This window comes from Lysinibacillus sp. NPDC097279, from assembly GCF_044761745.1.
GTDB lineage: Bacteria > Bacillota > Bacilli > Bacillales_A > Planococcaceae > Lysinibacillus.
In genome coordinates this window covers 1-23098 of the sequence record NZ_JBIWDA010000001.1, presented here as the reverse complement: position 1 = coordinate 23098, position 23098 = coordinate 1, and the positions used below count along the sequence as shown (strand labels likewise).

The 23098-nt window shown below is 38.2% G+C and carries 23 protein-coding genes and 1 tRNA gene; 8 read left to right on the top strand and 16 right to left on the bottom strand.

What is annotated here, in order from left to right; all coding sequences use genetic code 11:
• The first annotated feature begins 59 nt into the window (after positions 1-59).
• Complete coding sequence (gene pckA, locus ACIQ1H_RS00120; protein WP_173477622.1) at positions 60-1646, top strand: phosphoenolpyruvate carboxykinase (ATP); 1587 nt, start codon at positions 60-62, stop codon at positions 1644-1646.
• Positions 1647-1749: 103 nt separating this feature from the next.
• Entirely contained in the window at positions 1750-2709 is a 960-nt protein-coding gene (locus ACIQ1H_RS00115; RefSeq protein ID WP_402885503.1) for an alpha/beta hydrolase, read from the top strand.
• A gap of 259 nt (positions 2710-2968) precedes the next feature.
• On the opposite strand, the gene ACIQ1H_RS00110 is transcribed toward ACIQ1H_RS00115, so the two are convergent.
• The 3 genes from ACIQ1H_RS00110 to ACIQ1H_RS00100 are packed head-to-tail and all read right to left on the bottom strand — an operon-like array spanning position 2969 to position 4816.
• Complete coding sequence (locus tag ACIQ1H_RS00110; RefSeq protein ID WP_402885502.1) at positions 2969-3745, bottom strand: alpha/beta hydrolase family protein; 777 nt, start codon at positions 3743-3745, stop codon at positions 2969-2971.
• Entirely contained in the window at positions 3729-4196 is a 468-nt protein-coding gene (locus tag ACIQ1H_RS00105; protein ID WP_402885499.1) for an NUDIX domain-containing protein, read from the bottom strand. Before ACIQ1H_RS00105 ends, ACIQ1H_RS00110 begins: the two co-directional genes overlap by 17 nt.
• 59 nt (positions 4197-4255) lie before the next feature.
• Positions 4256-4816 carry a helix-turn-helix domain-containing protein gene (locus ACIQ1H_RS00100; protein ID WP_402885498.1) on the bottom strand — a complete coding sequence of 187 codons (561 nt, stop codon included), beginning with the start codon at positions 4814-4816 and terminating at the stop codon, positions 4256-4258.
• A 257-nt stretch (positions 4817-5073) separates the two neighbouring features.
• Between ACIQ1H_RS00100 and ACIQ1H_RS00095 the strand changes: the two genes are divergently transcribed.
• Positions 5074-6543 (top strand): L-lactate permease, encoded by a 1470-nt coding sequence (locus tag ACIQ1H_RS00095; RefSeq protein ID WP_402885496.1) that lies wholly within the window; start codon positions 5074-5076, stop codon positions 6541-6543.
• 34 nt (positions 6544-6577) lie between these two features.
• Here the strand turns inward: ACIQ1H_RS00095 and ACIQ1H_RS00090 are convergent, their stop codons facing one another.
• The gene (locus ACIQ1H_RS00090) at positions 6578-6895 is read right to left on the bottom strand and encodes a transposase (protein ID WP_401009140.1); all 318 of its coding nucleotides are present in this window, start codon (positions 6893-6895) and stop codon (positions 6578-6580) included.
• 133 nt (positions 6896-7028) lie between these two features.
• On the opposite strand from ACIQ1H_RS00090, the gene ytzI reads away from it, so the two are divergent.
• From ytzI to ACIQ1H_RS00070, 4 genes are all read left to right on the top strand, one after another.
• Positions 7029-7169: a YtzI protein gene (gene ytzI, locus ACIQ1H_RS00085; protein WP_402885494.1), complete on the top strand. Its 141-nt coding sequence runs from the start codon at positions 7029-7031 to the stop codon at positions 7167-7169.
• Positions 7170-7382: 213 nt separating this feature from the next.
• Complete coding sequence (locus ACIQ1H_RS00080) at positions 7383-7544, top strand: hypothetical protein (RefSeq protein WP_173477629.1); 162 nt, start codon at positions 7383-7385, stop codon at positions 7542-7544.
• Positions 7541-7774, top strand: coding sequence for a membrane protein insertion efficiency factor YidD (gene yidD / locus ACIQ1H_RS00075; RefSeq protein ID WP_402885490.1), 234 nt, complete (start codon positions 7541-7543; stop codon positions 7772-7774). The genes ACIQ1H_RS00080 and yidD overlap by 4 nt, the downstream gene beginning before the upstream one ends.
• Positions 7775-7881: 107 nt before the next feature.
• A complete protein-coding gene (locus ACIQ1H_RS00070) occupies positions 7882-8937 on the top strand; it encodes a metal ABC transporter solute-binding protein, Zn/Mn family (protein WP_402885487.1) in 1056 nt (351 codons plus the stop codon).
• A 44-nt stretch (positions 8938-8981) separates the two neighbouring features.
• Here the strand turns inward: ACIQ1H_RS00070 and ACIQ1H_RS00065 are convergent, their stop codons facing one another.
• The 6 genes from ACIQ1H_RS00065 to ACIQ1H_RS00040 all read right to left on the bottom strand — a co-directional run bounded on the left by ACIQ1H_RS00065 (position 8982) and on the right by ACIQ1H_RS00040 (position 17018).
• Positions 8982-10130 (bottom strand): transglutaminase domain-containing protein, encoded by a 1149-nt coding sequence (locus tag ACIQ1H_RS00065; protein WP_402885485.1) that lies wholly within the window; start codon positions 10128-10130, stop codon positions 8982-8984.
• Between the two features lie 535 nt (positions 10131-10665).
• Positions 10666-12105, bottom strand: coding sequence for an o-succinylbenzoate--CoA ligase (locus ACIQ1H_RS00060; RefSeq protein ID WP_402885483.1), 1440 nt, complete (start codon positions 12103-12105; stop codon positions 10666-10668).
• A 134-nt stretch (positions 12106-12239) separates the two neighbouring features.
• Entirely contained in the window at positions 12240-13058 is an 819-nt protein-coding gene (menB, locus tag ACIQ1H_RS00055) for a 1,4-dihydroxy-2-naphthoyl-CoA synthase (RefSeq protein WP_173477631.1), read from the bottom strand.
• A 60-nt stretch (positions 13059-13118) separates the two neighbouring features.
• Complete coding sequence (menH, locus tag ACIQ1H_RS00050) at positions 13119-13928, bottom strand: 2-succinyl-6-hydroxy-2,4-cyclohexadiene-1-carboxylate synthase (RefSeq protein WP_402885478.1); 810 nt, start codon at positions 13926-13928, stop codon at positions 13119-13121.
• Entirely contained in the window at positions 13916-15640 is a 1725-nt protein-coding gene (gene menD / locus ACIQ1H_RS00045; protein WP_402885477.1) for a 2-succinyl-5-enolpyruvyl-6-hydroxy-3-cyclohexene-1-carboxylic-acid synthase, read from the bottom strand. Before menD ends, menH begins: the two co-directional genes overlap by 13 nt.
• The gene (locus ACIQ1H_RS00040) at positions 15633-17018 is read right to left on the bottom strand and encodes an isochorismate synthase (RefSeq protein ID WP_402885474.1); all 1386 of its coding nucleotides are present in this window, start codon (positions 17016-17018) and stop codon (positions 15633-15635) included. The genes menD and ACIQ1H_RS00040 overlap by 8 nt, the downstream gene beginning before the upstream one ends.
• Positions 17019-17381: 363 nt before the next feature.
• Between ACIQ1H_RS00040 and ACIQ1H_RS00035 the strand changes: the two genes are divergently transcribed.
• The gene (locus ACIQ1H_RS00035) at positions 17382-18302 is read left to right on the top strand and encodes a 1,4-dihydroxy-2-naphthoate polyprenyltransferase (RefSeq protein WP_173477635.1); all 921 of its coding nucleotides are present in this window, start codon (positions 17382-17384) and stop codon (positions 18300-18302) included.
• Between the two features lie 340 nt (positions 18303-18642).
• On the opposite strand, the gene ACIQ1H_RS00030 is transcribed toward ACIQ1H_RS00035, so the two are convergent.
• The 6 genes from ACIQ1H_RS00030 to ACIQ1H_RS00005 all read right to left on the bottom strand — a co-directional run bounded on the left by ACIQ1H_RS00030 (position 18643) and on the right by ACIQ1H_RS00005 (position 23082).
• Positions 18643-19569: a dipeptidase gene (locus tag ACIQ1H_RS00030; RefSeq protein WP_173477636.1), complete on the bottom strand. Its 927-nt coding sequence runs from the start codon at positions 19567-19569 to the stop codon at positions 18643-18645.
• A 64-nt stretch (positions 19570-19633) separates the two neighbouring features.
• On the bottom strand, positions 19634-20083 hold the full coding sequence (locus ACIQ1H_RS00025; RefSeq protein WP_173477637.1) for a TraR/DksA C4-type zinc finger protein: 450 nt from the start codon (positions 20081-20083) through the stop codon (positions 19634-19636).
• Between the two features lie 73 nt (positions 20084-20156).
• Positions 20157-20918, bottom strand: a complete 762-nt coding sequence (locus ACIQ1H_RS00020; protein WP_402885470.1) for a MerR family transcriptional regulator — start codon at positions 20916-20918, stop codon at positions 20157-20159.
• A 110-nt stretch (positions 20919-21028) separates the two neighbouring features.
• On the bottom strand, positions 21029-21367 hold the full coding sequence (locus ACIQ1H_RS00015) for a DUF7683 domain-containing protein (RefSeq protein WP_402885469.1): 339 nt from the start codon (positions 21365-21367) through the stop codon (positions 21029-21031).
• Positions 21368-21610: 243 nt separating this feature from the next.
• Positions 21611-22822, bottom strand: a complete 1212-nt coding sequence (locus tag ACIQ1H_RS00010) for a diaminopropionate ammonia-lyase (protein WP_402885466.1) — start codon at positions 22820-22822, stop codon at positions 21611-21613.
• A 188-nt stretch (positions 22823-23010) separates the two neighbouring features.
• Positions 23011-23082: transfer RNA gene (locus tag ACIQ1H_RS00005), tRNA-Glu, on the bottom strand.
• Positions 23083-23098 lie beyond the last annotated feature (16 nt).

Genomic DNA, 23098 nt, shown 5'->3' with positions numbered 1-23098 from the left:
ATTAAGAAAAACTCCCTCAAACTCAAGGGAATATTATAAAAAAGGATGGTATTTAATCGATGAATTCAGTAGAAATTGCAAACGAACTGAAGGAATTATTAAACGGTGGGAACATTAACGTTCAACTTTCAGTACCACAATTAGCGGAAAAAGCTACATCTCGTGGTGAAGCAATGTTAACAGTAGATGGCGCAGTTCGTGCAGAAACTGGCAAATACACTGGTCGTTCACCTAAAGATAAATATACGGTAGAAGAAGAAAGCACAAAAGATAAAATTGACTGGGGTAAAGTAAACCAACCAATTTCTTCGGAAGTGTTCGATAACTTATATGTAAAAGTAGTTAAATACTTAAAAGAACGTGACGAATTATTCGTATTCAAAGGTTTTGCTGGTGCTGACAAAGATTCACAATTAAGCATCCAAGTAATCAATGAATATGCTTGGCACAATCTTTTCGCCCATCAATTATTTATCCGTCCAACACAAGAAGAATTAGCTTCTCATGTTGCTGAATTCACAGTTATTTCAGCTCCTAACTTTAAAGCGGATCCAGCTATCGATGGTACATCTTCTGAAACTTTCATTATTGTATCACTTGAAAAGAAAATCATCCTAATCGGTGGTACTGAATATGCTGGTGAAATGAAAAAATCTATTTTCGGTATTATGAACTACCTATTACCACAACAAGGCATCCTATCAATGCACTGTTCAGCAAACGTAGGTGAAGCTGGCGATGTGGCATTATTCTTCGGTTTATCTGGTACTGGTAAAACAACTTTATCAGCTGACCCTGCCCGCAAATTAATCGGTGATGATGAGCACGGCTGGTCTGACAACGGCGTATTCAATATTGAAGGTGGTTGCTATGCAAAAACAATTAACCTTTCTGCTGAAAAAGAACCTGAAATCTATAACGCAATCCGCTTCGGTTCTGTTCTAGAAAACGTAGCTGTAGATCCTGAAACTCGTGTTTGTGACTACGATGATGTTTCATTAACAGAAAACACACGTGTTGCTTACCCGATCCAATTTATTGAAAATATTGTTGATCCATCTGTTGCAGGTCATCCAAAAACAATCGTCTTCTTAACTGCTGATGCATTTGGTGTGTTACCTCCAATCAGTAAATTAACAAAAGAACAAGCAATGTATCACTTCCTAAGTGGTTTCACTTCGAAGCTAGCAGGTACTGAACGTGGTGTAACAGAGCCAGAGCCAGTATTCTCTACATGTTTCGGTTCTCCATTCCTTCCACTTCCAGCAACTGTTTACGCTGAAATGTTAGGTCAAAAAATCGATGAGCATGGCGCACAAGTATTCCTTGTAAACACTGGTTGGACTGGTGGCGAATACGGTACAGGTAGCCGTATGAAGCTTTCATACACTCGTACAATGGTACGTGCTGCAATCGATGGCAAACTGAACAATGTTGAAACGACACAGGACGCTGTATTTGGCTTACACATCCCTACAGCAGTTGAAGGTGTACCTTCAGAAGTTCTTAACCCTCGCGATGCTTGGGCAGACAAAGCTGCTTATGATGTAAAAGCTGCTGAACTTGCTGGTTTATTCAATGATAACTTCAAGAAATTCTCAAACGTTTCTGAAGCAATCACTAAACTTGGTGGTCCATTAAAATAATAATGCGACTAAGGGAACGATTTATTCGTTCCCTTTTTTTTACCCACTTCTATAAAAAATAATCTTCAAATGTTCATTTTTTGGATAGTATTGGAGGATACATATGAAAAAAAAATACAAAATACTAGTTGGCATCCTAGTATCATTAGTCGTGTTATTTATTGGAGCTGGATTTATTGCAGGCAATTACTTTTATAACTTGGCGTTAAATCCACAATCTGATAAAACAGCCGTTCTGGATGCCCCACATAATTTAATTGATTCTAATCCGAATGAAGTGAAAGAGAAAGAAGCTCGTGAAACATGGTTCAACAGTCATTACGAAGAAACAACGATTCCATCTTTCGATCAACATAAGCTACATGCCTATTCCATTAAAAATCAAAATGATTCAAATAAATGGGCCATCATCTTCCATGGATATTCAAGTGATGGTTTACAGATGACCAAGTATGCAAAAAACTTTTACGACATGGGCTACAATATACTTATTCCTGATGCGAGAGGCCATGGCAAAAGTGAAGGAGACTATATTGGAATGGGCTGGCATGATCGCTTAGATGTCGTGTCATGGATTAACAATACGGTGCAATTAAATAATGAGGCTGAAATTGTCCTTTTTGGAGTATCGATGGGCGGAGCCACAGTGATGATGGCCTCTGGCGAAGAATTACCTAAAAACGTAAAGGCAATTATCGAGGATTGTGGCTATTCTTCTGTTTGGGGCGAATTTTCGTATCAGCTTAAAGCAATCTTCCATTTGCCTGCATTTCCAATCATGAATTTTGCTTCAGCTGTAACGAAAATCAAAGCAGACTATACGCTTGGTGAAGCCGATACGGTAAAACAAGTAGCTAAATCACAAACACCGATGCTATTTATCCATGGTAGTACTGACACATTCGTGCCTTCTTCTATGCTAGATGAAGTCTATGAAGCTGCCAATGTGCCAAAAGAAAAATTACTAGTCGAAGGGGCTGGACACGGTAGAGCTGAAAATGTCGCAGGAGCAATATATTGGGAAACAATTCAAACCTTCTTAAGTGCCTACGTAAACGAATAAGTGCCTGTCACTCAAACAATTCACTATACTAGTCCTATTTCTTACAACTAATATAATAAAAATCCACGAACGCTTCTATGGTAACCAAATAGCGCAAGCTGCAACACATGACGCATCTAGCGACGGTTGCAGCTTCCCTATAGCCCACAGAATGCACAGTGGATTTTTATAAAAATTTTGTGACTGTCACTCAAACAATTCCAGACACACACAATTAGTGCCAGTCACCATCTCGCACAATTGTCCCTTTATTTGCTTCTCATTGTTTCTTCATCCATTTACACAAATCACGCACAGTTTCACGATTTTGAGCAGGTGGATATTGGTGTGCAAAACGATGATCATACCATGTTTCATACGTTTTATTGGCATCTTCTAAGTAAAATGCTAATTGCCTTGCATGTTCAATATCGACATTTTCATCACGATAGCCGTGAATAATAAGCACAGGTGCTGTAATGTGTTCAACTTCAAATAATGGTGTACGTGCATCATATTCCTCTGGTACACGATTAGGCGTACCTCCAATTACACGCTTCATCATACGGCGCATATCCGTACGCTCCCAATAAGTTGCTGTCGCATCCGACACCCCTGCCCATGTAACAACAGATGTAATATCTTTACGCAAAATTGCCGTCCACAGTGCCATAATACCTCCGCGTGAAAAGCCAAACACATGAATATTATCATTACAATATTGCTTTAGCACATCTACTCCATGGACTGCATCATAACGATCCTGACCTGCAAACTCATCACGCCCTTCCCCACCTCTGTTCCCACGATAATAAGGGGCAAAAACGATAAAACCTTGTGCGGCGAACTGGGCAATACGTGCTGGTCTTACCATACCGATGCTTTGCATTCCACCACGTAAATATAAAAAACCATCGTATGTACCTTCTGCCTTAGGCTCCGCTAGCAAGCCTTTAACCCGTAATCCAAGTGATACATAAGTAATTTCGGATAAGCGAATAGCTGGATTCGGTGAAGGGTATGGACGTTTTTCAACTATTTCACCATTGATCGTCATAGCGCTTCAGCTCCTCTAGCATTTTTTGCATACCTTCATCTTTCATATGAAAGCTTAAATTTGGATGGTTAGCAAACTCATCATCTGTGAGCCAAACCATACCTGAAGTCTCCAAATCAAACTCCACTTTGTCTTGACTTACAAATTGCGCAGTAAATACTGTTTTACAAAATAATTGATCTCCGTGGACAGCATATTCTGCAAACCAACAAAGATTTTTCACATGTACACCAGTTTCTTCAAATACTTCTCTAACAGCAGCTTGTTCTAAAGTTTCGCCAGGTTCTACCTTACCACCTGGCACTTCCACGCCACGTCGCTTATGAATCGTGCATAGCCATTTATTTTTATGCTTTAACAAGATGAGTACATGCTTTGGCTCCACTTCAAACTCCCCTCTTGTAAAGCTTAAATCTACTTGAAAACCATTTAAATCTGTAAATGAAAACATTCCATTCCACTCCTATTATTATATTGTAACGAATGTATTCATTACATTTTGCTGACTTATTATTTCATATACTGCGAGGAATCAATCACAAGGAAATAGTGACATTCTTCATTCGTCTTATTAATAAAGCGATGCTCTGTATCTGCTTCAAAAAAGAAGGAATCTCCTGCGTCTAATTCTTCACAAAAAGCGCCACGTCCTAATTCAACACGTAACTTTCCGCTTTTAACAAAAATATACTCTTTCACTCCTGATTTATGAGCTGGGAAAATGCCTGATTCTTTATTTGCAGGAATGATATTTAAAACAAACTCAATGCCTCTAGAAGGAACAGAAGGTGATAATAAGTGGCGTTGAAACCCAGATTTTTCGTCGACATAGATTGGGCGTTCATCTTTTCTTATCACGACAATATCCCTTTTATCTTGCTGATCTAACAATGCAGAAAGAGTTGTATTTAAAGCCTCTGCAATTTGACAGGCTACTTGAATCGTTGGATTTTTTTCTTCTCTTTCAATTTGAGATAGCATCGAGGCACTCACATTACTTACTGCTGAAAGCTCCTGCAATGTCATCTTATTTTTTTTCCTAATAGCATTTACTTGCTTTCCAAATCCCATTATAAAAGCTCCTCTCACTACTGCAGTTTAAGCGATCTTATTCATTTTAGTTCGCCCTATTATTATTTTTACTATAGTGAAAATTTATTTTCTAGTCAGAGACTGTCCTTCTACTATGATATTGCACATGTTCTACAACAATCAACTTATAAAATGTATACCCTTATTCTAGAAACAATGACTAGCAATACATATTTACACTTTAGTTAAAATAAAATATACTATAGTGAATTAATTATACATAGGAGTGATGTTTAATGTTAAAAGTCATTTTAGCACTATTACCTTTAGTTAGTATTTTATTTATGATATTTATTTTAAAAAAATCTTCTATTTATACAGGTATTATAGCTTGCATGCTTACAACAGGTATCGCTATTTCTCCTGCCTTTCACACAAGCGTCGAGTTACTTCCTAAACCTTTCATTAAAAGTTTTCTTACAACAGTGCCAGTAATTTATATTTTATTTTTTGGTATTTTATTATTTCATTTAATGGAGAAATCAGGGGCTATACAAAAAATTGCTTCGGCCATTGCTACCTCTACCGATGACAAAACATATCAGGTGTTATTGTTGGCTCTAGGCCTCTCACCTTTAATTGAATCGGTAAGTGGGTTTGGCTTAGCGGTAATTGTTATTGCACCTATTTTAATAGCTTTAAAATTTAATGCTATTCAATCTTCCCTCATAGCATTAATTAGTTTATGTATAATTCCTTGGGGTACACTAGCGATGGGTACAATTATTGGTGCATCATTAGGAAACATTCCATTAGAAGATCTAGGTGTCGGTAGTGCCCTAATGTGCATCCCTCTTTATATTTATTTCGCCTTCCTCGTTACTTACATTGGGGTAGGAAAAAAAGCCATGAAAAAGAAACAAGTGCAAATACTTTGGATAGGATTGTTATTAGGCTTTAGCGTGTGGATTTGTAATCGTTTTATCAGTGTCGAGCTTGCAGGTTTAGTTGGCTCTTTAACTGTTGTTTCAACTATTTTTATTATGATTACTTTACACAAGAGGGGCAATCAAAATCCTTCTAATGCATTTATAAAAAATATTTCTCCCTATTTGCTATTAATTGTTCTATTATTTGTTTCTAGAACCATTCCACCCATTCAAGGTTTTTTAAGTCATTTATTGACGATAACAATACCGTCGTATCATTTTCAGTTATCTTTTCTATATTCACCAGGATTTTTTCTCTTCATTGTTTGTCTTTTTACATGCTTACTCTTCCGTTTAAATAAAACATCCATACTCGATAGCATTAAGTTAACTATCAATAAATGTTATCCAGTATTGCTTACTACTTTTTTATATATTGTTGTTTCTGAAATGATGTCGGAGGCAAAGATGATACAACTACTTTCTTTAACTGCTGCAAACTCTTTTGGTTCACTTTTTATATTTATTACACCTTTAATTGGCGCTACGGGCGGATTTTTAACTGGCAGTAATACGGCTTCAAATACGATGTTTATTCGCTTACAAACAGAAACTGCTGTACAAATTGGAGCTTCTTCCACTTTACTCGCTTGCATCCAAAATGTTAGTTCATCTTTAATGACAATGGTAAACCCATCTCGAGTCGCCTTAAGCTGTTCTGTTTGTAAAATAACTACACTTGAAAACACTATTCAAATAAAATTAGCTATGGTTGGTCTAGGCACACTTGCTATTATTTTTATAGAAATCGTTATCCATTTACTATTCCTACAGTGAGATATTCAACATAAAAAATGTCTAGCACAAAAAGCTAGACACGTTTATTAAAATACGGGAGCTGTTCAACAAATTCCTTTGTATCATCGTCTCCATATTCGTGAATGAGTGCGTAAATTTTCTTTAATCGTAAATCTAATTCGTCATTTTCTCTATCCAAATGATATTGTAAATAAGGTAATTGCGCACGCCATCCATTCGCAATTTCTAACAGTTGCATTTGTTGAAATATTTTTTCGAAAACATCCAATGCTTGTCGATCTACATTAAGCTCGAAATTCCATTGACCCTCATATGGATTTGTATAATATGTTTTATGGGCAAGGGAAAAATATACACGCTGACGATCCATTTATAACACCCCTTTTTCCATAGTATGGTGGTAAAGCGTTTGTTTTATTCGCTGGAATGTCAAACTTCCTTCACAACTAAACTAGAGCATCTATTTTATAATAGGTATAATGAACAAGAACGGAGTGATTGCAATGAGTTTGGTCTCGCTCTTAACGGTAGCAATTATTATCGTTATTTTAGTTACAACTGCTACGATAATAAGTGTCAACCGTGCCTATGCCTTTAAACATACGGTAGATGAAAAGCCTGAACAAAATTTTCATCAAGATTAATCAATTACGCTAAGGCGTAATTGTGTCCAGATTTTTTCGAGCTTGCTCGAACTGCTCCTCTAAAAATCTGTGACATCCGCCGGAAGCATTAACTAGATTCATCCTAATGAATCTAGTTGATCAATTACGCCAAAGCGTAATTGCGTCCAGATTTTTTCGAGCTTGCTCGAAAACTTGAAATTACAATAACGAAAAGAAATTGGAGTGAAAACAATGGGTGTGCCATTACCAATAATAATTATGATTGCTATGATGATGCTAATGTTTGGAGTTTCCGTCATTGTTATTCTTAAGAAAAAAGGCGACTTTTTTACCCAAACAATCGATGCTAAGCCTGAGCAAACAAATTCACATCATAAGGATGGTCAAGCATGAAATATCCCTTTATATGGCTCATTCAGTTTTACAGAAAATTCATCTCACCTATGACGCCACCAACGTGCCGTTTCTATCCAACATGCTCCTCCTACGGATTAGAAGCTTTTCAGAAGCACGGTGCTATTAAAGGACTCATACTAACCGTAATGCGCATTTTAAAATGCCAACCACTTCATCCTGGTGGCTTTGATCCTGTGCCCGATAAATGGCCTTCGAAAAAGAATTAATTTTCGAAGGTCATTTTTTCTTGTACTTTTTTCCGATGTACGTTATTATAGAAACTGTCAAAAAAAATAAATCGTAATGATTACTATTTGAAAGAGGTATCTATTATATGAAAAAAGTATTTCTATTTTTCCTGATTACTGTGCTTGCACTATTTACAGTTGCCTGCGGTGATAAATCATCAACAGCAAAACAGACGGCGGACAATAAAGACAAGTTGTCTGTCTATACAACAGTCTATCCATTGAGCTACTTTACAGAGCGAATTGGGGGCGAATATGTAGAAGTGTCCTCTATTTATCCTCCTGGTGCAAACGAGCATACATTTGAGCCAACACAAAAAGATATGATGAAATTAGCAGATGCAAATATATTCTTTTACATCGGCTTAGGGCTAGAGGGCTTTGTTGAAAATGCTAAAAAAACGTTAGCCAAAGAAGATGTAACAATGGTTGCAACTGCAGCTCAAATTTCGGACGAAAAATTAGCGGTTAGCACTGGTCATTCGCATGACGAAGAAGAAGAAGCTGACCATGAGCATGAGCACAATGCAACGGAGGAAGATCATGCTGACCATGAGCATGATGCAACGGAGGAAGATCACCATGACGAGCATGAAGCTCATGATCATGGTAGTGTCGATCCACACGTTTGGCTTTCGCCTATTATTAGTCAAGATTTAGCACTATCTATTAAAAATACATTAGTTGAAAAAATGCCAGCCCAAGAAGCGACTTTTACAGCAAATTATGAAGCTCTAGTCAAAGAGCTACAAGAGTTAGACAGTGAATATAAAGCAATGGCTGATGCAACTCAAGACAAAACATTTTTTGTATCGCATGCAGCATTTGGCTACATTGCTGGCCAATATGGTTTAACACAAGTCCCAATTGCAGGCTTAAACTCTCAAAATGAACCATCTCAAAAAGAGCTAACAGCTATCGTCGATAAAGCAAATGACTTAAATATTCATTACATTTTATTCGAGCAAAATGTTTCTTCAAAATTAGCAGAAGTCATTCAAAAAGAAGTTGGTGCTCAATCACTTGTACTTCATAATTTAAGTGTGTTAACAAACGATGATGTAAAAAATAAGGAAACGTACTTTACATTGATGAAGAAAAATTTGCAAACATTAGAGAAAGCTCTTAATGAGCATCAGTAATCCAAACAACCGTACATGGTAATTTGAAGAAGGAGGTGCCCCAACTATACAAGGGACACCTCCTTTATTATGACGTATTTTTCTTGTGGCATTCTCTTCTCAGTTCTGTCAACGCTAATAATGCTCTTTTGTCCATTCTTAGCGTTCGTCTTTACAAATGCAACAACTGGACGAAGCGTAAAACTTCTCTCTAGAATAATTTTATCATTTTGTGCATCGAAAACTATTTGAACAGACTTGCTGCTTTTTTCGTCTTGCTTCAATAGTAGTGGAGATGGTTCTACTAATTGTTTAATAATATGTGTATTTTTATCTAGCATAGCGAGCCCACTATTAAAGTTAAAATGGTTTGTTAAAGGTTTCGTAAGAACTTCAACTTTAGTTAGTTGCTGCCAATCAGCATATTTTTCACTTGTTGCCGCTGGAAAACTTGCATAATCCCAAGTATGGTCTTTTGCTAATTGCTTATCGGAAACAAGAAAGTAATTATAGCGAACCTCACCTTTATGATCTGGCAATGGATCATCCCATGTAACATCAATATGGTACCATTCATTATCTAGCTTCACTAATACCCATGCATGCAATTGTTCTCCCACTTTACCTGGTACATATTGTACTTCAAAATCTAGCATCTCTAACATCCGATATAGTACTAAAGCATAGGCCTGACAAACACCTTTGTGTTCAGTAAGCAATGTGTAAGGGGAATATTGACTTCCTACACTATCCTTTGAATACTCAGAAGTTAAGACGATATAATCATGTGCAGCTTGTATTTTCTCCAGCTTGCTTAATCCATGCATAGATCCAACAATAGTTGTCAATGTTTGCTCGACAAATGCCTCCTCTTCCTGTGAGATATGATAGGTAAATTGAAATTGAATGACAATATTATTTGCGTAGCCATCATATTTCCATTTAAAACTAGAAATATTGGCGTAAATATATGGATCGGTAATGGCATGTTTAATAAGCTTTGTTAGTTGGTCTTTTAAGTCAGATATATTACCAGTGTATCGAATATCAAATTCAGTAGACAGTTGCAACACTTCATTCTGAATTTGCTGTTGTAATGTTTCTATTGAATTAGCCGTTGCTATATTTTGTTTTTCATAATTTGCGAATACTTGCACATGACTCATTTGTAAAACAAATAATATAATGACAACATTATATATATATTTTCTCATATGAGTCATTCTCCTTTACTAAATAGTTTATGCCGCTCATTACTTATTATGTTAATGAATCATTAATTTAATCTAAAAAAATGGAGGATTGGAAAATTTAATGACATAGCATGGTGGAAAAGGACGTAGCAAAACAGTGACGAGGAGAATAATGCAAAGCAATGTCGGCAAAATGCGTCGCCTGTACTTGAAATCACAGGACTATTGATCTTTACTTCTATATCAGCATAATACCCGAATTTCTATGTCTTAAAAAATTGACTGCGCTTTGTGGCGAAGTGTTGAATGACGGGCACTATAGTATAGACACCTATCAAAATAACGACTTCTCAAATCGAAAAAATCCACTGCGCTTTCCGCAGGCACGTTGTAAGCCGCAGAAGTCTTCGTGGATTTTTACTCGAATATGACATAAAATTCAAAATTGTTTGAGTGACTGGCACTACATACAAAAACAGCATGCTAGAAGTGCGCTTCTAGCATGCTGTTTTCTTTTAAACGAAGCCCTTTGTAAGGCATTGTAATTTAATGAAAGTTATTCACTTGGAAGTAAATCTAATAATTTTCTTCTTAGTAGCTTATTTGCTCCATTCCGCGGAAGTTCATCGATTATAATGAATTGTTTTGGGACTTTATATTTAGCAAGATTGTTTTCACAATACTGCTGTAAAATTTCCATAGCTAGCTGTTCCTTTAAAACAACAAAAGCTATTGGAACTTGCCCCCATTTATCATCATCAATGCCACACACCCCCGCTTCTTGAACAGCAGGATGCGCCAATAACACATTTTCTATCTCAGCTGGATAAATATTTTCACCACCTGAAATAATTAAATCTGCTCGACGATCGACAACAAATAAATAGCCTTCCTCATCCATGTAGCCAATGTCTCCAGTATGAAGCCATCCCTCCTCGGTTGCACTTCTTTCAGCAAAGCGTCCAATATACCCTGGTGTTACATGTGGGCCTTTAATACATATTTCACCTTCACCTTGCGCATTTGGGGCTAAAATTTTTATTTGATTAAAAAATAATGGCTTTCCTGCAGAACCAACTTTTTTCATGGCATCTTCACTCGCTAGTGTAGCTGTTTGCGATGAAGTTTCTGTCATACCATATGTTTGTGCTACAGCTAAATGTAGTGCACTTGCTCGTTTTAAATAATCTACTGGTACAGGGCCACCACCAGCTAGCATCAATTTAAATTGTGGTGACGCCTGTGCCTTGTTTAGCTCCAATGTATTTAAAATACGTTCTAATGTTACAGCGACTACCGACATATGTGTGACATCGCCATCTATTATGTTTTGTGCAATAGCATCTACATTAAAATGCTCGTATAGCTGTACTTTATTGCCGTATAGTAATGAACGCACTAAAATAGAAAATCCACTTATATGGAATAATGGTACTGCACACAACCAAACATCATCTGCTTGTAAACCTATGTTAAGAACAGAAGCCGTTGCACTTGCCTGGTGATTGCCAACCGTTTGGCGAACTCCCTTTGGAAAGCCAGTCGTCCCAGATGTATACATAATAGATGTTGTTTGATTGAGTGACCATTCTTTTGCAATATCAACATGCTGTTCTGTCCCATTCTCAATGGCAGAAAATAAATAATAAGACGTCTGTGGTGGTAATTTTTCTACATCTTCATCTGCAACGAGCACAGCCTCTGCTTGTGAATCTTCTAGTTGATAAGCGATTTCGGCTTGTGAAAGCCTACGATTAAGCATGACCATTTCACATTGCAAATGCATACAAGCATACATCATAACGACAAGTGCAGGCGTACTCGGTCCCATAATCGCGATACGTTCCCCTTGCTTAATATCCAGCGTTGTTAATTGCCGAGCGCGTTTTAAAGATAGCTCATTTAATTGTTGAAACGTCCATGTTTGTCCTTCGTATGTGAGAGCGCTCCGTAATGGTGTTACATACGCACGCTGCAAAATCCAGTTTGGGTACATTATTTGCTTCCTCCGATCATTTACAATGATAATGGTACCGCTTTTTCTATCATTGGTCTATTCGTCTGTTTCCCCTTTTATAAAAATAGAAAAAGCTCGTATCTACAAAGAGATACGAGCCTGCACCATTCAAATCAAGGGAATCTTGGGAATTGACCGAAGTCTGGCTGACGTTTTTCTTTAAATGCGTCACGACCTTCTTTTGCTTCATCAGTAGTGTAGTAAAGAAGTGTAGCATCGCCTGCCATTTGTTGAAGACCAGCTAAGCCGTCTGTATCAGCATTCATAGCTGCTTTTAAGAAGCGTAAAGCTGTAGGAGACATTTGTAGCATTTCTTCACACCATTGCACAGTTTCGTCTTCTAATTGTGCATAAGGAACAACTGTATTTACTAAGCCCATATCAAGCGCTTGTTGTGCATCGTATTGACGGCAAAGGTACCAAATTTCACGAGCCTTTTTATGACCGATAATGCGTGCAAGATAGCCTGAACCGTAACCAGCATCAAATGAACCAACTTTTGGACCAGTTTGTCCGAAACGAGCATTGTCTGCTGCAATTGTAAGGTCACATACAACATGTAATACGTGTCCTCCACCGATTGCATAACCAGCAACCATCGCTACTACTGGTTTAGGAATAACACGGATTAAACGTTGTAAATCAAGTACGTTTAAGCGTGGAATTTCATCATCACCTACATAGCCACCATGGCCACGTACCTTTTGGTCACCACCTGAACAGAAAGCTTGCTCGCCTTCACCTGTTAAAATGATAACACCTACATTTTTATCATCTCGAGCACGAGAAAATGCATCAATCATTTCCATAACAGTTTTTGGTCGAAATGCATTACGCACTTCAGGACGGTTAATCGTTACTTTAGCGATACCGTTATAAAACTCATACTTAATGTCTTCGTAAGTATGTAATGTAGTCCATTGACGTGACATTGAAATACCTCCTAATTAAAATTCGCCTCATAACTAGATGAGGCGCTAACGTAAAAATCATTACGTTAAATACTCATTTACTATTGTAGCAAATTCAGCTGGATTTTCCACATGAATTGCATGTCCAGCGTCATTTACTGTTATATGATTTCCATTTTTTAATAACGCTTTCATTTCTAAAGCAATATTACAAAATTTACTATCTAACGAACCAGTCAGTAATAGCACAGGTAATTCTAATTGTGTTAACTTGTCCCAATTAGATGGCTGTACACCAGTTCCCATTCCACGTAAGCTGCCAGCCAAGCCCGTCTCATTTTGGGCCAGTCGCTCTGTTCGAACCGCTTGTCTTGCATTATGAGATAACCGCTTTTGCGATTCAAACAACGGTATATTTTCCCACGCATTCACGAAAGACAGCACACCATTATTCATAATTTTCGTGGCTAACGCATCATCACGCTCACAACGCTCCATACGCTCTTTGAGTGTTCGCAAACCAGGAGAAGCACTTTCTAACAATAACTTCTCCACGCGATGCGGGTATTCGATTGCATAGGATAATGCAATCCGTCCCCCCATTGAATAGCCAAGCAATGTAAATGTCTCTAATTGTAATTGACTAACAATGTCCTCTAAATCACGCAATTGTTCATCCATTGTAAAGCGGCTCTCTTGTTCCGGCACAGCTGTTTGACCATGACCAATTAAATCAATTGCTACGATTCGCATATGAGGAAGATTCTTCGCTAAACTTTGCCATGTAGCGGTACTTCCTGTAAAGCCATGCAATGCAACAATTGTTTGCCCTGCAGCTTCATTCCAAATATCTACATGTGTCTCAAGACCACGAATAATTAGCTTTGCCATGCTTTTAATCCTGCATTAATACGATTCCAAAGAGCGCGATGTGCATAAACGTTTTCTTCACGATCTGTAAAAATTTCGATTAAACGTAATGGTCCTTTTTTCACCATATTAAATTTTGGTACTAACTGTGCAATATCCTCGATACAAATATAGTCCATGTCATACATGCGAGCAATATCTTGAAATTCGAGCGCAGTCGGTGTACCGAATAGATTCTCATAATGAGCCTCTACAGTTGATTGTGGTAAATAAGAGAAAATACCGCCACCATCGTTATTCATCACAATAACGGTCATATTGCATGCTTGATAGCGTGAAGCAATTAGCCCATTGACATCATGTAAAAAAGCTAAATCTCCAATGAGCAAATAGGTTTCACGATTATTTCCTTGACTTAATCCCATCGCAGTCGATACAACGCCATCAATACCATTTGCCCCACGGTTCGCAAAAATACGAATATCTTTTGATGTTGTCATAAGGAATGTATCAATATCTCGTATTGGCATACTACTGCTGACGAATACATCACTACCATTTGGAATTACTTCAAGTAAGCGACTCACCATTGCTCCCTCGTCAATTGCGCCTTCTGCATAATGCTCAATATACTCTAGTGCAATGTCATTGGCATCTTGCCATTCAGCTAAATAGGCCGCTTCGAGCGCTGTTTCAGAAAGGTCTAATTGAATAAGCCATTCACCAATGCTTGCATGTAAGAAATGAGTTGATACCCCTGTAGAATCACGGAACATCGGATCTTCATCAACAACAATATAAGCTTGTGGCTGCGATTTTGTAATAAACTGCATAATAAACTTCGATACAGGCTGAGCTCCTATGCGAAGAACTGTTTCAGGTTCAACAAGCACTTTAAAGTCATCGTTTTTCATAATTGCATCATAGGTTGTAATTACATATGGCAGGCAATCAGTTGGCACAGAAGTTCGCATATTTGATAAACTTTCAACAATAATCGGCCATTTTAATTGGCGTACAAACTCCCACATAACAGTTAAATCTGTCCCTAATGGAAGCTCACCAACAATGACAAACCCTTTTTTCGTTTGTCGTAATATAGATGTAAGTTCTAGCTGTGCATCCTTAGGTGGTGTTAACTGTCCAATAATACTTTGCTTAAATGTAACATCAGGAAGCTCATCACAAAAATCAATAAGTAACGGTTCACGGAACGGTACATTCATATGCACTGGACCAAAAGGTGCACTTGTCGCAATGGCTACTGCACGTGCGATATGACGCTCAATAAAAGGCAATGTCGGTGCAGCACCATCTGGAAGTGGAAAATCGACACTCCACTTTACATGTGCTCCATATAAATTTGTCTGATTAATAGCTTGTGGTGCCCCTACCTCACGTAATTCATGTGGGCGATCGGCCGTTATAACAATTAAAGGTACTCGCGCATAACTTGCTTCTACAATCGCAGGATAATAGTTGGCTGCAGCAGTACCTGATGTACATAACAATACAACAGGCTTAGCAGTAGCTTTAGCAATTCCTAGTGCAAAAAATGCAGCAGCTCGTTCATCTACTTGACGGTACATCGTTAGTTGCTTTGTAGAGGCAAAAGCATAAGCTAGTGGTGTTGACCGTGATCCAGGGCTTACAACAACATGCTGGACACCCGCCTGCACTAGTGATGCAACCATTTTATAAACATAATCAGTCAATATTTTTCGTTCACTCATGTACTTGTCCTCCTAACGCTCGAAGCATTGGACGGAATTTCACTAATGTTTCCTCATATTCAGATTGTGGCTCTGAATCAGCTACAATACCGCCACCTGCATATAAATAAGCTTTATCTTTTATTAACGCAGCAGAACGAATCGCAACCGCAAATTCCCCATTGCCTTCTGCATCTAGCCACCCAATTGGCGCAGCATAAAGCCCACGGTTCATTGGCTCGTATTTACGTATAGCAGTCATGGCCTCTTTTCTTGGCACACCGCCTAAAGCTGGCGTTGGGTGCAAATGCTTCGTTAACTGTAATATAGTTGCCTCATTGTTAAGCTGACCTTCAACAGGTGTATATAAATGTTGGATATCTCTTATTTTTAATAAACGCGGTCCATCTGGTATTTTCATCGCAACACAGTTTTTACGGAACGTATCCGCAATCATATCGACTACGTATTGATGCTCGCCACCATTTTTAGGATCATTTAATAAGCTTTGTCCAAAAGCGTCATCTTCCTCAGCTGTTTTACCTCGTTGAATTGACCCTGCGACGCATGATGAGTATGCAAGACCATTTGCTACCTTCACAAGGCGCTCTGGAGATGCTCCAAAAAATAATAAATCGTCCCTCTCTAGCCCAAACAAATAACTTTCAGGCTGTTCATGAATAATTTGAGCTAATACTTGAGGTGACGATACTTGCTCCTTAAATTGAAGTGCAAGTGAACGTGCAATGACTACTTTATCTGCTTGCTTTGCTTTAATTAGTGCAGTCACCTGGTCAATTGACGCTAAATATGGGTCCTTATATGGCTCAAAATAATTCGTTATTTCAGGCTTTACATACATTTTCACTTCTTTTACTTGCGCAGCATGGATTAAATGATCTCGCTCTTTACGCAGCGCCTCTAATTGTTCATCTGCCTGCGTAGCTGTTGCGATAAGATTTATGCTTACATAGGCTTTGTCATCACGTAATACTAGCTGATACGTTGCCAAGGCAAAATAAGCTTCTGGGAAGTCTGTCCACTCACCATTCACATTATTTTGCGGATCAAATGTAAAACCACCAAATAAAATGGGTTGTAGTTCTGCTTGTCCTTTTACGCAATTTTTCGTTAAGCTTTTCCATTCAGCTTCTACAGCATCAAAGCGGTCGCTTTTTGCGTTATTTTGAATTGTGTGGGCATGTCCCAGCCCTACTAATGTCATTGTTTTTTCTCTATTTTGCCAATAAAATCGTTCACCTTTATAACGCTCCTCGCCCGCTGCATAAAATGCAAGGGCTGATAAGCGACTTACTTCGATTGTTTCCATATAAAAATGAAGGTTTTGGCCCAAAGAGTCCACTTCTACTTCTGTGGCTTGGTACCACTTCTGTTGCATGAAAATTACCTCCGTTATTGCAATGTACATAATCAATTATGTTTCGTGCTATTGTACGTGTTGCTTTAAATTCCACGTACATAACATCATACGTCTGTCGCTTCGATTTCACACACAAAAAGACCTGTGACATCCGTCTTTCGCATTACTTGTTGCGCTAAAATAGCCGTCCTATTTGTTTGACGGCTTTAATCTTTCTACTGCTACGATTAGCTTAATTTGTATTCCCATCTCTCAAATGCATGTACTATTGTATCATTTTTTTAAACATAACTGTATGTAATAAGCTGTGAACCTATCCATTTTCTCTTTCTTCGTATAAAATAAGAAGAGTCTACAATAGTTGAAGGAGAGAAAGACCTTATGACCAAAGTCATTGAAGCTGATAGGGGTTTTAAAGTTTGGTGGCATTTAACGCGCCCACATACTTTAACCGCTTCATTCGTTCCAGTATTTTTAGGAACAGCAATTGCTCTAGCAATTGAAAAAGAAACAATTAATTTTGGACTATTTTTTGCGATGCTGATAGCTAGTATGCTAATTCAAGCAGCAACGAATATGTTCAACGAATATTATGATTACAAGCTAGGATTAGATAATGAACATTCTGTCGGCATTGGCGGCACAATTGTCCGTCACGGTGTACAGCCGAGAACAATTATGTTGATTGCTTTAAGCTTTTATGCACTAGCCATGCTTCTTGGCATTTATATTTGTGCCTCAACTTCTTGGTGGCTTGCTGCAGTTGGACTAGTTTGTATGCTGATTGGTTTTCTATATACAGGAGGACCTTATCCTATCGCATATTCGCCATTTGGAGAGCTTGTTTCAGGGGCAGTCATGGGTATGGGTATTGTCTTAATTGCCTTTTTTATTCAAACACGTACTGTAACATTGGATGCGGTTTTACTCTCTGTTCCGAGTATGATTTTAGTAGGTGGCATTATGCTATCTAATAATATTCGTGATATTGTTGGCGATACAGAAGGTGGACGGAAAACGCTTGCCATCTTAGTAGGTCGTGACCGTGCTATTTCTGTACTATCTGGCTTTTTTATCGTTTCCTACCTATGGGTAATTGCATTAGTAGCAATTGACGGTATTACTTTTTGGGCGCTTATTATTTTCCTAAGTATTCCGAAGCCGCTACGTGCTATCCAAATTTTCCGCGATAAAAAAGAAGCCAAGGAAGTAATGCCAGCGATGAAATATACAGCGCAAACAAATACATTCTTCGGTTTCCTATTAGGACTCGGATTATTAGTAAATTATTTCTTTTATTAATATGCACAAATAGTACTGCAGTTGATTTCCGCTGCGTGCGGACGCTTTCCGCGGGCACACACGTAAGCCGCAACCCTCGCTAGCGCGCGGTTTGTTGCGTCTTACGTTCTGTACGTTCCCGCAGGAGTCGCCGCCCTCCGCTCCAATCAACTAAATAAAGTGATTATGCGGAACATGGAAAATGTAGAAGATGCAACATGGCAAGCTACTTAAAAGAGATGATACGCTTGAAGAGTTTATTCACTTTGTTAGCAAAATGCCATTTCCAAATAATAAAAATGACAAAAGGCATCAAGAGCGAAATTCTTGTTCCTTTTGTCAAAACTCTAAAGCAACAACCTTATTTGGTTGCTGCTTTTTTTATATATTGTCTAAAATTATTGTGCGCTATTCCACGAACTTCTTCATCTGTAAAATGCTCTCGTAGTTGCTCCAATAAATTTTGCGCCTCACCTGCATGCGCTAGGCCTTTAACTGTTACATTGATGCCATCAAAATCAGATCCTACTCCGAGATGGTCAATCCCAACAATACTCGCCAGATGTTTTACATGCGCAATTAAATCATCCATTGTTGCATTGTCACCAATAAATTTGGGGAAGTAGACTACATGTATATGACCCCCATGCTCTATAAGTGCCTTTGCTTGTTGATCTGTTAAATTACGTGGATGGTCACAAATCGCACGTGCATTGCTATGACTTGCGACAAGATGTTTTGCCAGCGGCAGCAAATCCCAGAATCCTTGCTCGTTTAAGTGGGATACATCAATAATAATATCCCGCGCATTTAGCATATTGACAACCTCTTTACCGAAAGGTTTTAACCCTAGACTAGCATCCTGCTCTGCGCCATAGGCTACAGCATTTTCTTCATTCCATGTAAGTCCTACTAACTTTACACCTGCATCCAAAATTGCTGAAAGCTTTGTCATATCATCGCCAATTGCGCTACAGCCTTCTAAACTTAGAATAGCACCAATTTCATGAGGCGCTAAAGTATCTAGTTGTGACCATTCTGTAATATGCACCATGCCTTCAGTTTGTAATACTTGTGTATGAAAGGCTTCAATTTGACGCATGACCTCTAAAAATTGCATATTTTGTGGTGTCGCAGGGTCGATAAAAATAGCGAATACCTGCGCCTTTACTTGCCCTAATTGTAATCTTTCTTTACTTGCATGTAATCGTACATCATCCGCAAATTTTGGCGCATCTAGCGTTGTTAGCTTATACAATACATCACAATGTAAATCAATTATTTCCATGTTATCACCCCATAAAGCTATTATACTGTTCAAGGGAATAATTAGGAAGAAATGCTCGTATTTTTCACATTTTATCTGATGGCGTATCTGACGAACCAAATTCCTCAAGTTCTTCGAAATCATCGGATTTTGGTAAGGATGATAGTACATCCTCTTCTACTGGTCGTATTTGTTCCTCTCGTTGCTCCGCATGCTCTACACATGTCAATGCATGGGGCATCGCTTCTAATCGACCTAGCGGAATTTCTTCCCCACATTCTGCGCACTTGCCGTACGTTCCATCTTCAATAGCTTGCAGGGCGTTTTTGATTTCCTCCGCATGGTCACTACGATGCTCATCAATAGCCATTTCTGTAAGCTGATCAGTTAGATCACTCGCATTATCAGCTGGATGATTATCATAATTGGAGAGCTCTGTTGCCTGTGGTCGCTCTGATTCCTCTAGCTGCTGCTCTATTTCCTGTAATTCCTGCTGCAATTGTTTTTTAAACTTTTCTATCATTTGTTGTTCCATGAAAATCTCCTCCTCATACATTCATTTTTTCCTAAATACTTATTTCTAAAACATCAGTATGAGAAGGATTCCTTTAGTTTTGTGTATATTCTCTGATTACATCATGCAGAAATTGAGTAGCCCCAACAGATACATGCTTATCGTAATAAGCTGTAAAGCGGTCATCTGCTACATACATTTGTGCTAAACCAGCATGTGCTTCCTTTGTATATTGCGGCCACGAAAAGCTCAACCAGCGCTTATGAAGCTCTGCAACTTCCATTGAAACATCATTTTTCACATCTCCTATTGCCATTGCCTCTTTTAATCGTTCAAATAATTGCTGTTCTAATTGTTGCATTGCTTTATACTGCTCCTCTGTTAAATTTCTAAATTTTGCATTCGATGCATCAACTGTTTCTTGACCATAGTTTGCACGAATTTCTTTACCATATTGCTTTTCATTTTCCTCAATTAGCTGCTCTTTAAAGCCATCAAATTTCTCTTCGTTCGTCATTGGACGTTCCCCCTCAATCGATTGAATTGTTTGTTCCACTGTTTTTAATAATTGATCTAGCTGTTTTTTTCGTTGTAGTAAAGCATCACGATGTGTTTTTAATGCAGCCGTATGTTGAAAATCAGGTGCATGAATAATGTTGTGTATCGTCACTAGTTTCATATCGAGTGCTCTATAAAACAAAATTTGCTGAAGTATATCGACTTCATGTTGACCATAAAAGCGATAGCCTGCCTCGTTCGTTCTTGCTGGTTTTAGCAAGTCGATTTCATCATAGTAGCGTAACGTTCTCGTACTGACCCCAGACAATTTTGCAAGTTGCTGAATCGTATATTCCATTGCTCTCACCTCCATATCCATACTGTAAACCTTGACGTTGCGTTAAGGTCAAGGGCTATTTAAATAAAAAAAAGCTGTGGCCACTTTACTACCTGCCACAGCGCTTATCATCAATCCCCCGCACTTAGATAATATTGATACTTATTCATATCCATTTTATGTTTTAAATTTTTTTGAAAAAATGGTTGGTTACTCGCTGTAATTGGAAAGACCCCGACAACTGGATGAATAGTGGAAAGGCGCAATATTTCCCTATATTCCTCTAGTGAAATGTCCGTTAGTATTTCCTCACCTACTACGGTATCTTCATGAATTGGCGTCCACATGATCATTCTTTCGATGCTCTCTTCACGAATATAAAATGGAGAAATCTTTTCTTCTACAAATAAATGATGTTCCCGAGCAAATTGTAATGGTTCCTCTTGATAATGATTTGTTCCAATAAACATATAATAGTCATCTCCAAAATGGACAAAAAAATCTGTAGCGATGAAATGACAAAATAGAAAACCCCTTTGAAAGATTTCTATATTTTGTATATTATTAATCGCCTATTCTCTAGTAAAACCATACCTAGCTACTGTAGCTAAAACAACAACTAATGGAGCAACTGACGCTTGAACTTAATAAAAATAATTTGCAAGAATTAATATAAAAAAGCATCTCAATCAACAAAGAGATGCTCACTTGTACTATTTTGCATACTTACCATGCCACACAATATTTCGGTAGTTTTCTACGTCCGTGTCTCCCTCTGTATTCACAAAGAGTATATTTGATTGTGCATTTAGCTGTAATTTCGCCTTTAATTCTGCATAATCCTCATTCGTCATTATCTCATAAAAACATCCGAACGGTGCTGCACCTGATTCTCCTGCAACAATGCGATGATCCGAACCAAGTGGATTTGCTAACACACGCATGCCCGTTGCAGCTGTCGTTTCATCACAGCAAATACTTACTTTCGTATACGCTTTTAAAATATCCCAGGCCAAAGGATTCGGCTCTCCACACGCTAGCCCTGCCATAATTGTTTGCATCTCTCCACCGACAGTAACAAAATGGTCAGTGCCAAGTTTAAAGCTCTCATAAAAGCAGTTCGCTACATCTGGCTCTACCAACACAAATGTTATCTTCCGTCCATAAAATTGTTGGAGAAAAGCGACGATCGCTCCAGCAAATGAACCTACTCCTGCCTGTAAAAATACATGTGTCGGTGCTTCTTCTAATTGATTGACTATTTCTTTTGCTAATGTTGTATAGCCTTGCATAATCCATAAAGGAATTTCTTCGTATCCTTCCCACATCGTATCCTGTATAATAACCCAGCCATTGCTATCTGCAAGCTGTGACGTATAACGCACGGTATCATCATAATTCATTGTCGTGATTTCTGCGTATGCCCCTTCGTTCTTAATATTTTGCAAACGCTCTTCCGCGCTGCCAGCAGGCATATAAATACGCGCCTTGCAGCCTAGTTCTCTAGCTGCCCATGCAACCCCTCGTCCATGATTGCCATCTGTTGTTGAAATAAATGTTAAATCGCCTAGTTGTGCTTTTACTTCAGACGACTTTAATTGTTCGAATGACAGTTCGTCAATATTTTTACCAAGCAATTTAGCAACATACTGGCCTATTGCATAAATACCGCCTAAAACCTTAAATGCATTTAAGCCAAATCGAAATGACTCATCCTTTATGAAAATTTTATTGACCCCTATATGCGATGCTAAAAAATCTAAACTACGTAAAGGTGTCTGTTTAAAACCTTCATATGTACGATGAAATCGTTCCACACGATTAACCTGTTCCACTGTAAAACTTTGTAGTGCATGTTCTACTCGCTCTATGTTTTCCTGTAAATGAAATTGTTGATTGTCTACCCATTTCAAGTTATGGCTCATCCTTATCCCCCTCTATTTTAGCGTTCATTACTATATTACCTGAAAATTCAATTAAAAAGAATAATAGTATGTACTATAGTAGATACTATTCTATATAAGTCGTAAAATTTCGCTTTATTTATTAGCTATCTTTCACTCTAACAAAAAAACGCAGTAAATGTGATATTCACATTTACTGCGTTTTAGTATGACCCCTACGGGATTCGAACCCGTGTTACCGCCGTGAAAGGGCGGTGTCTTAACCGCTTGACCAAGGGGCCAATGGCGGAGAAGGAG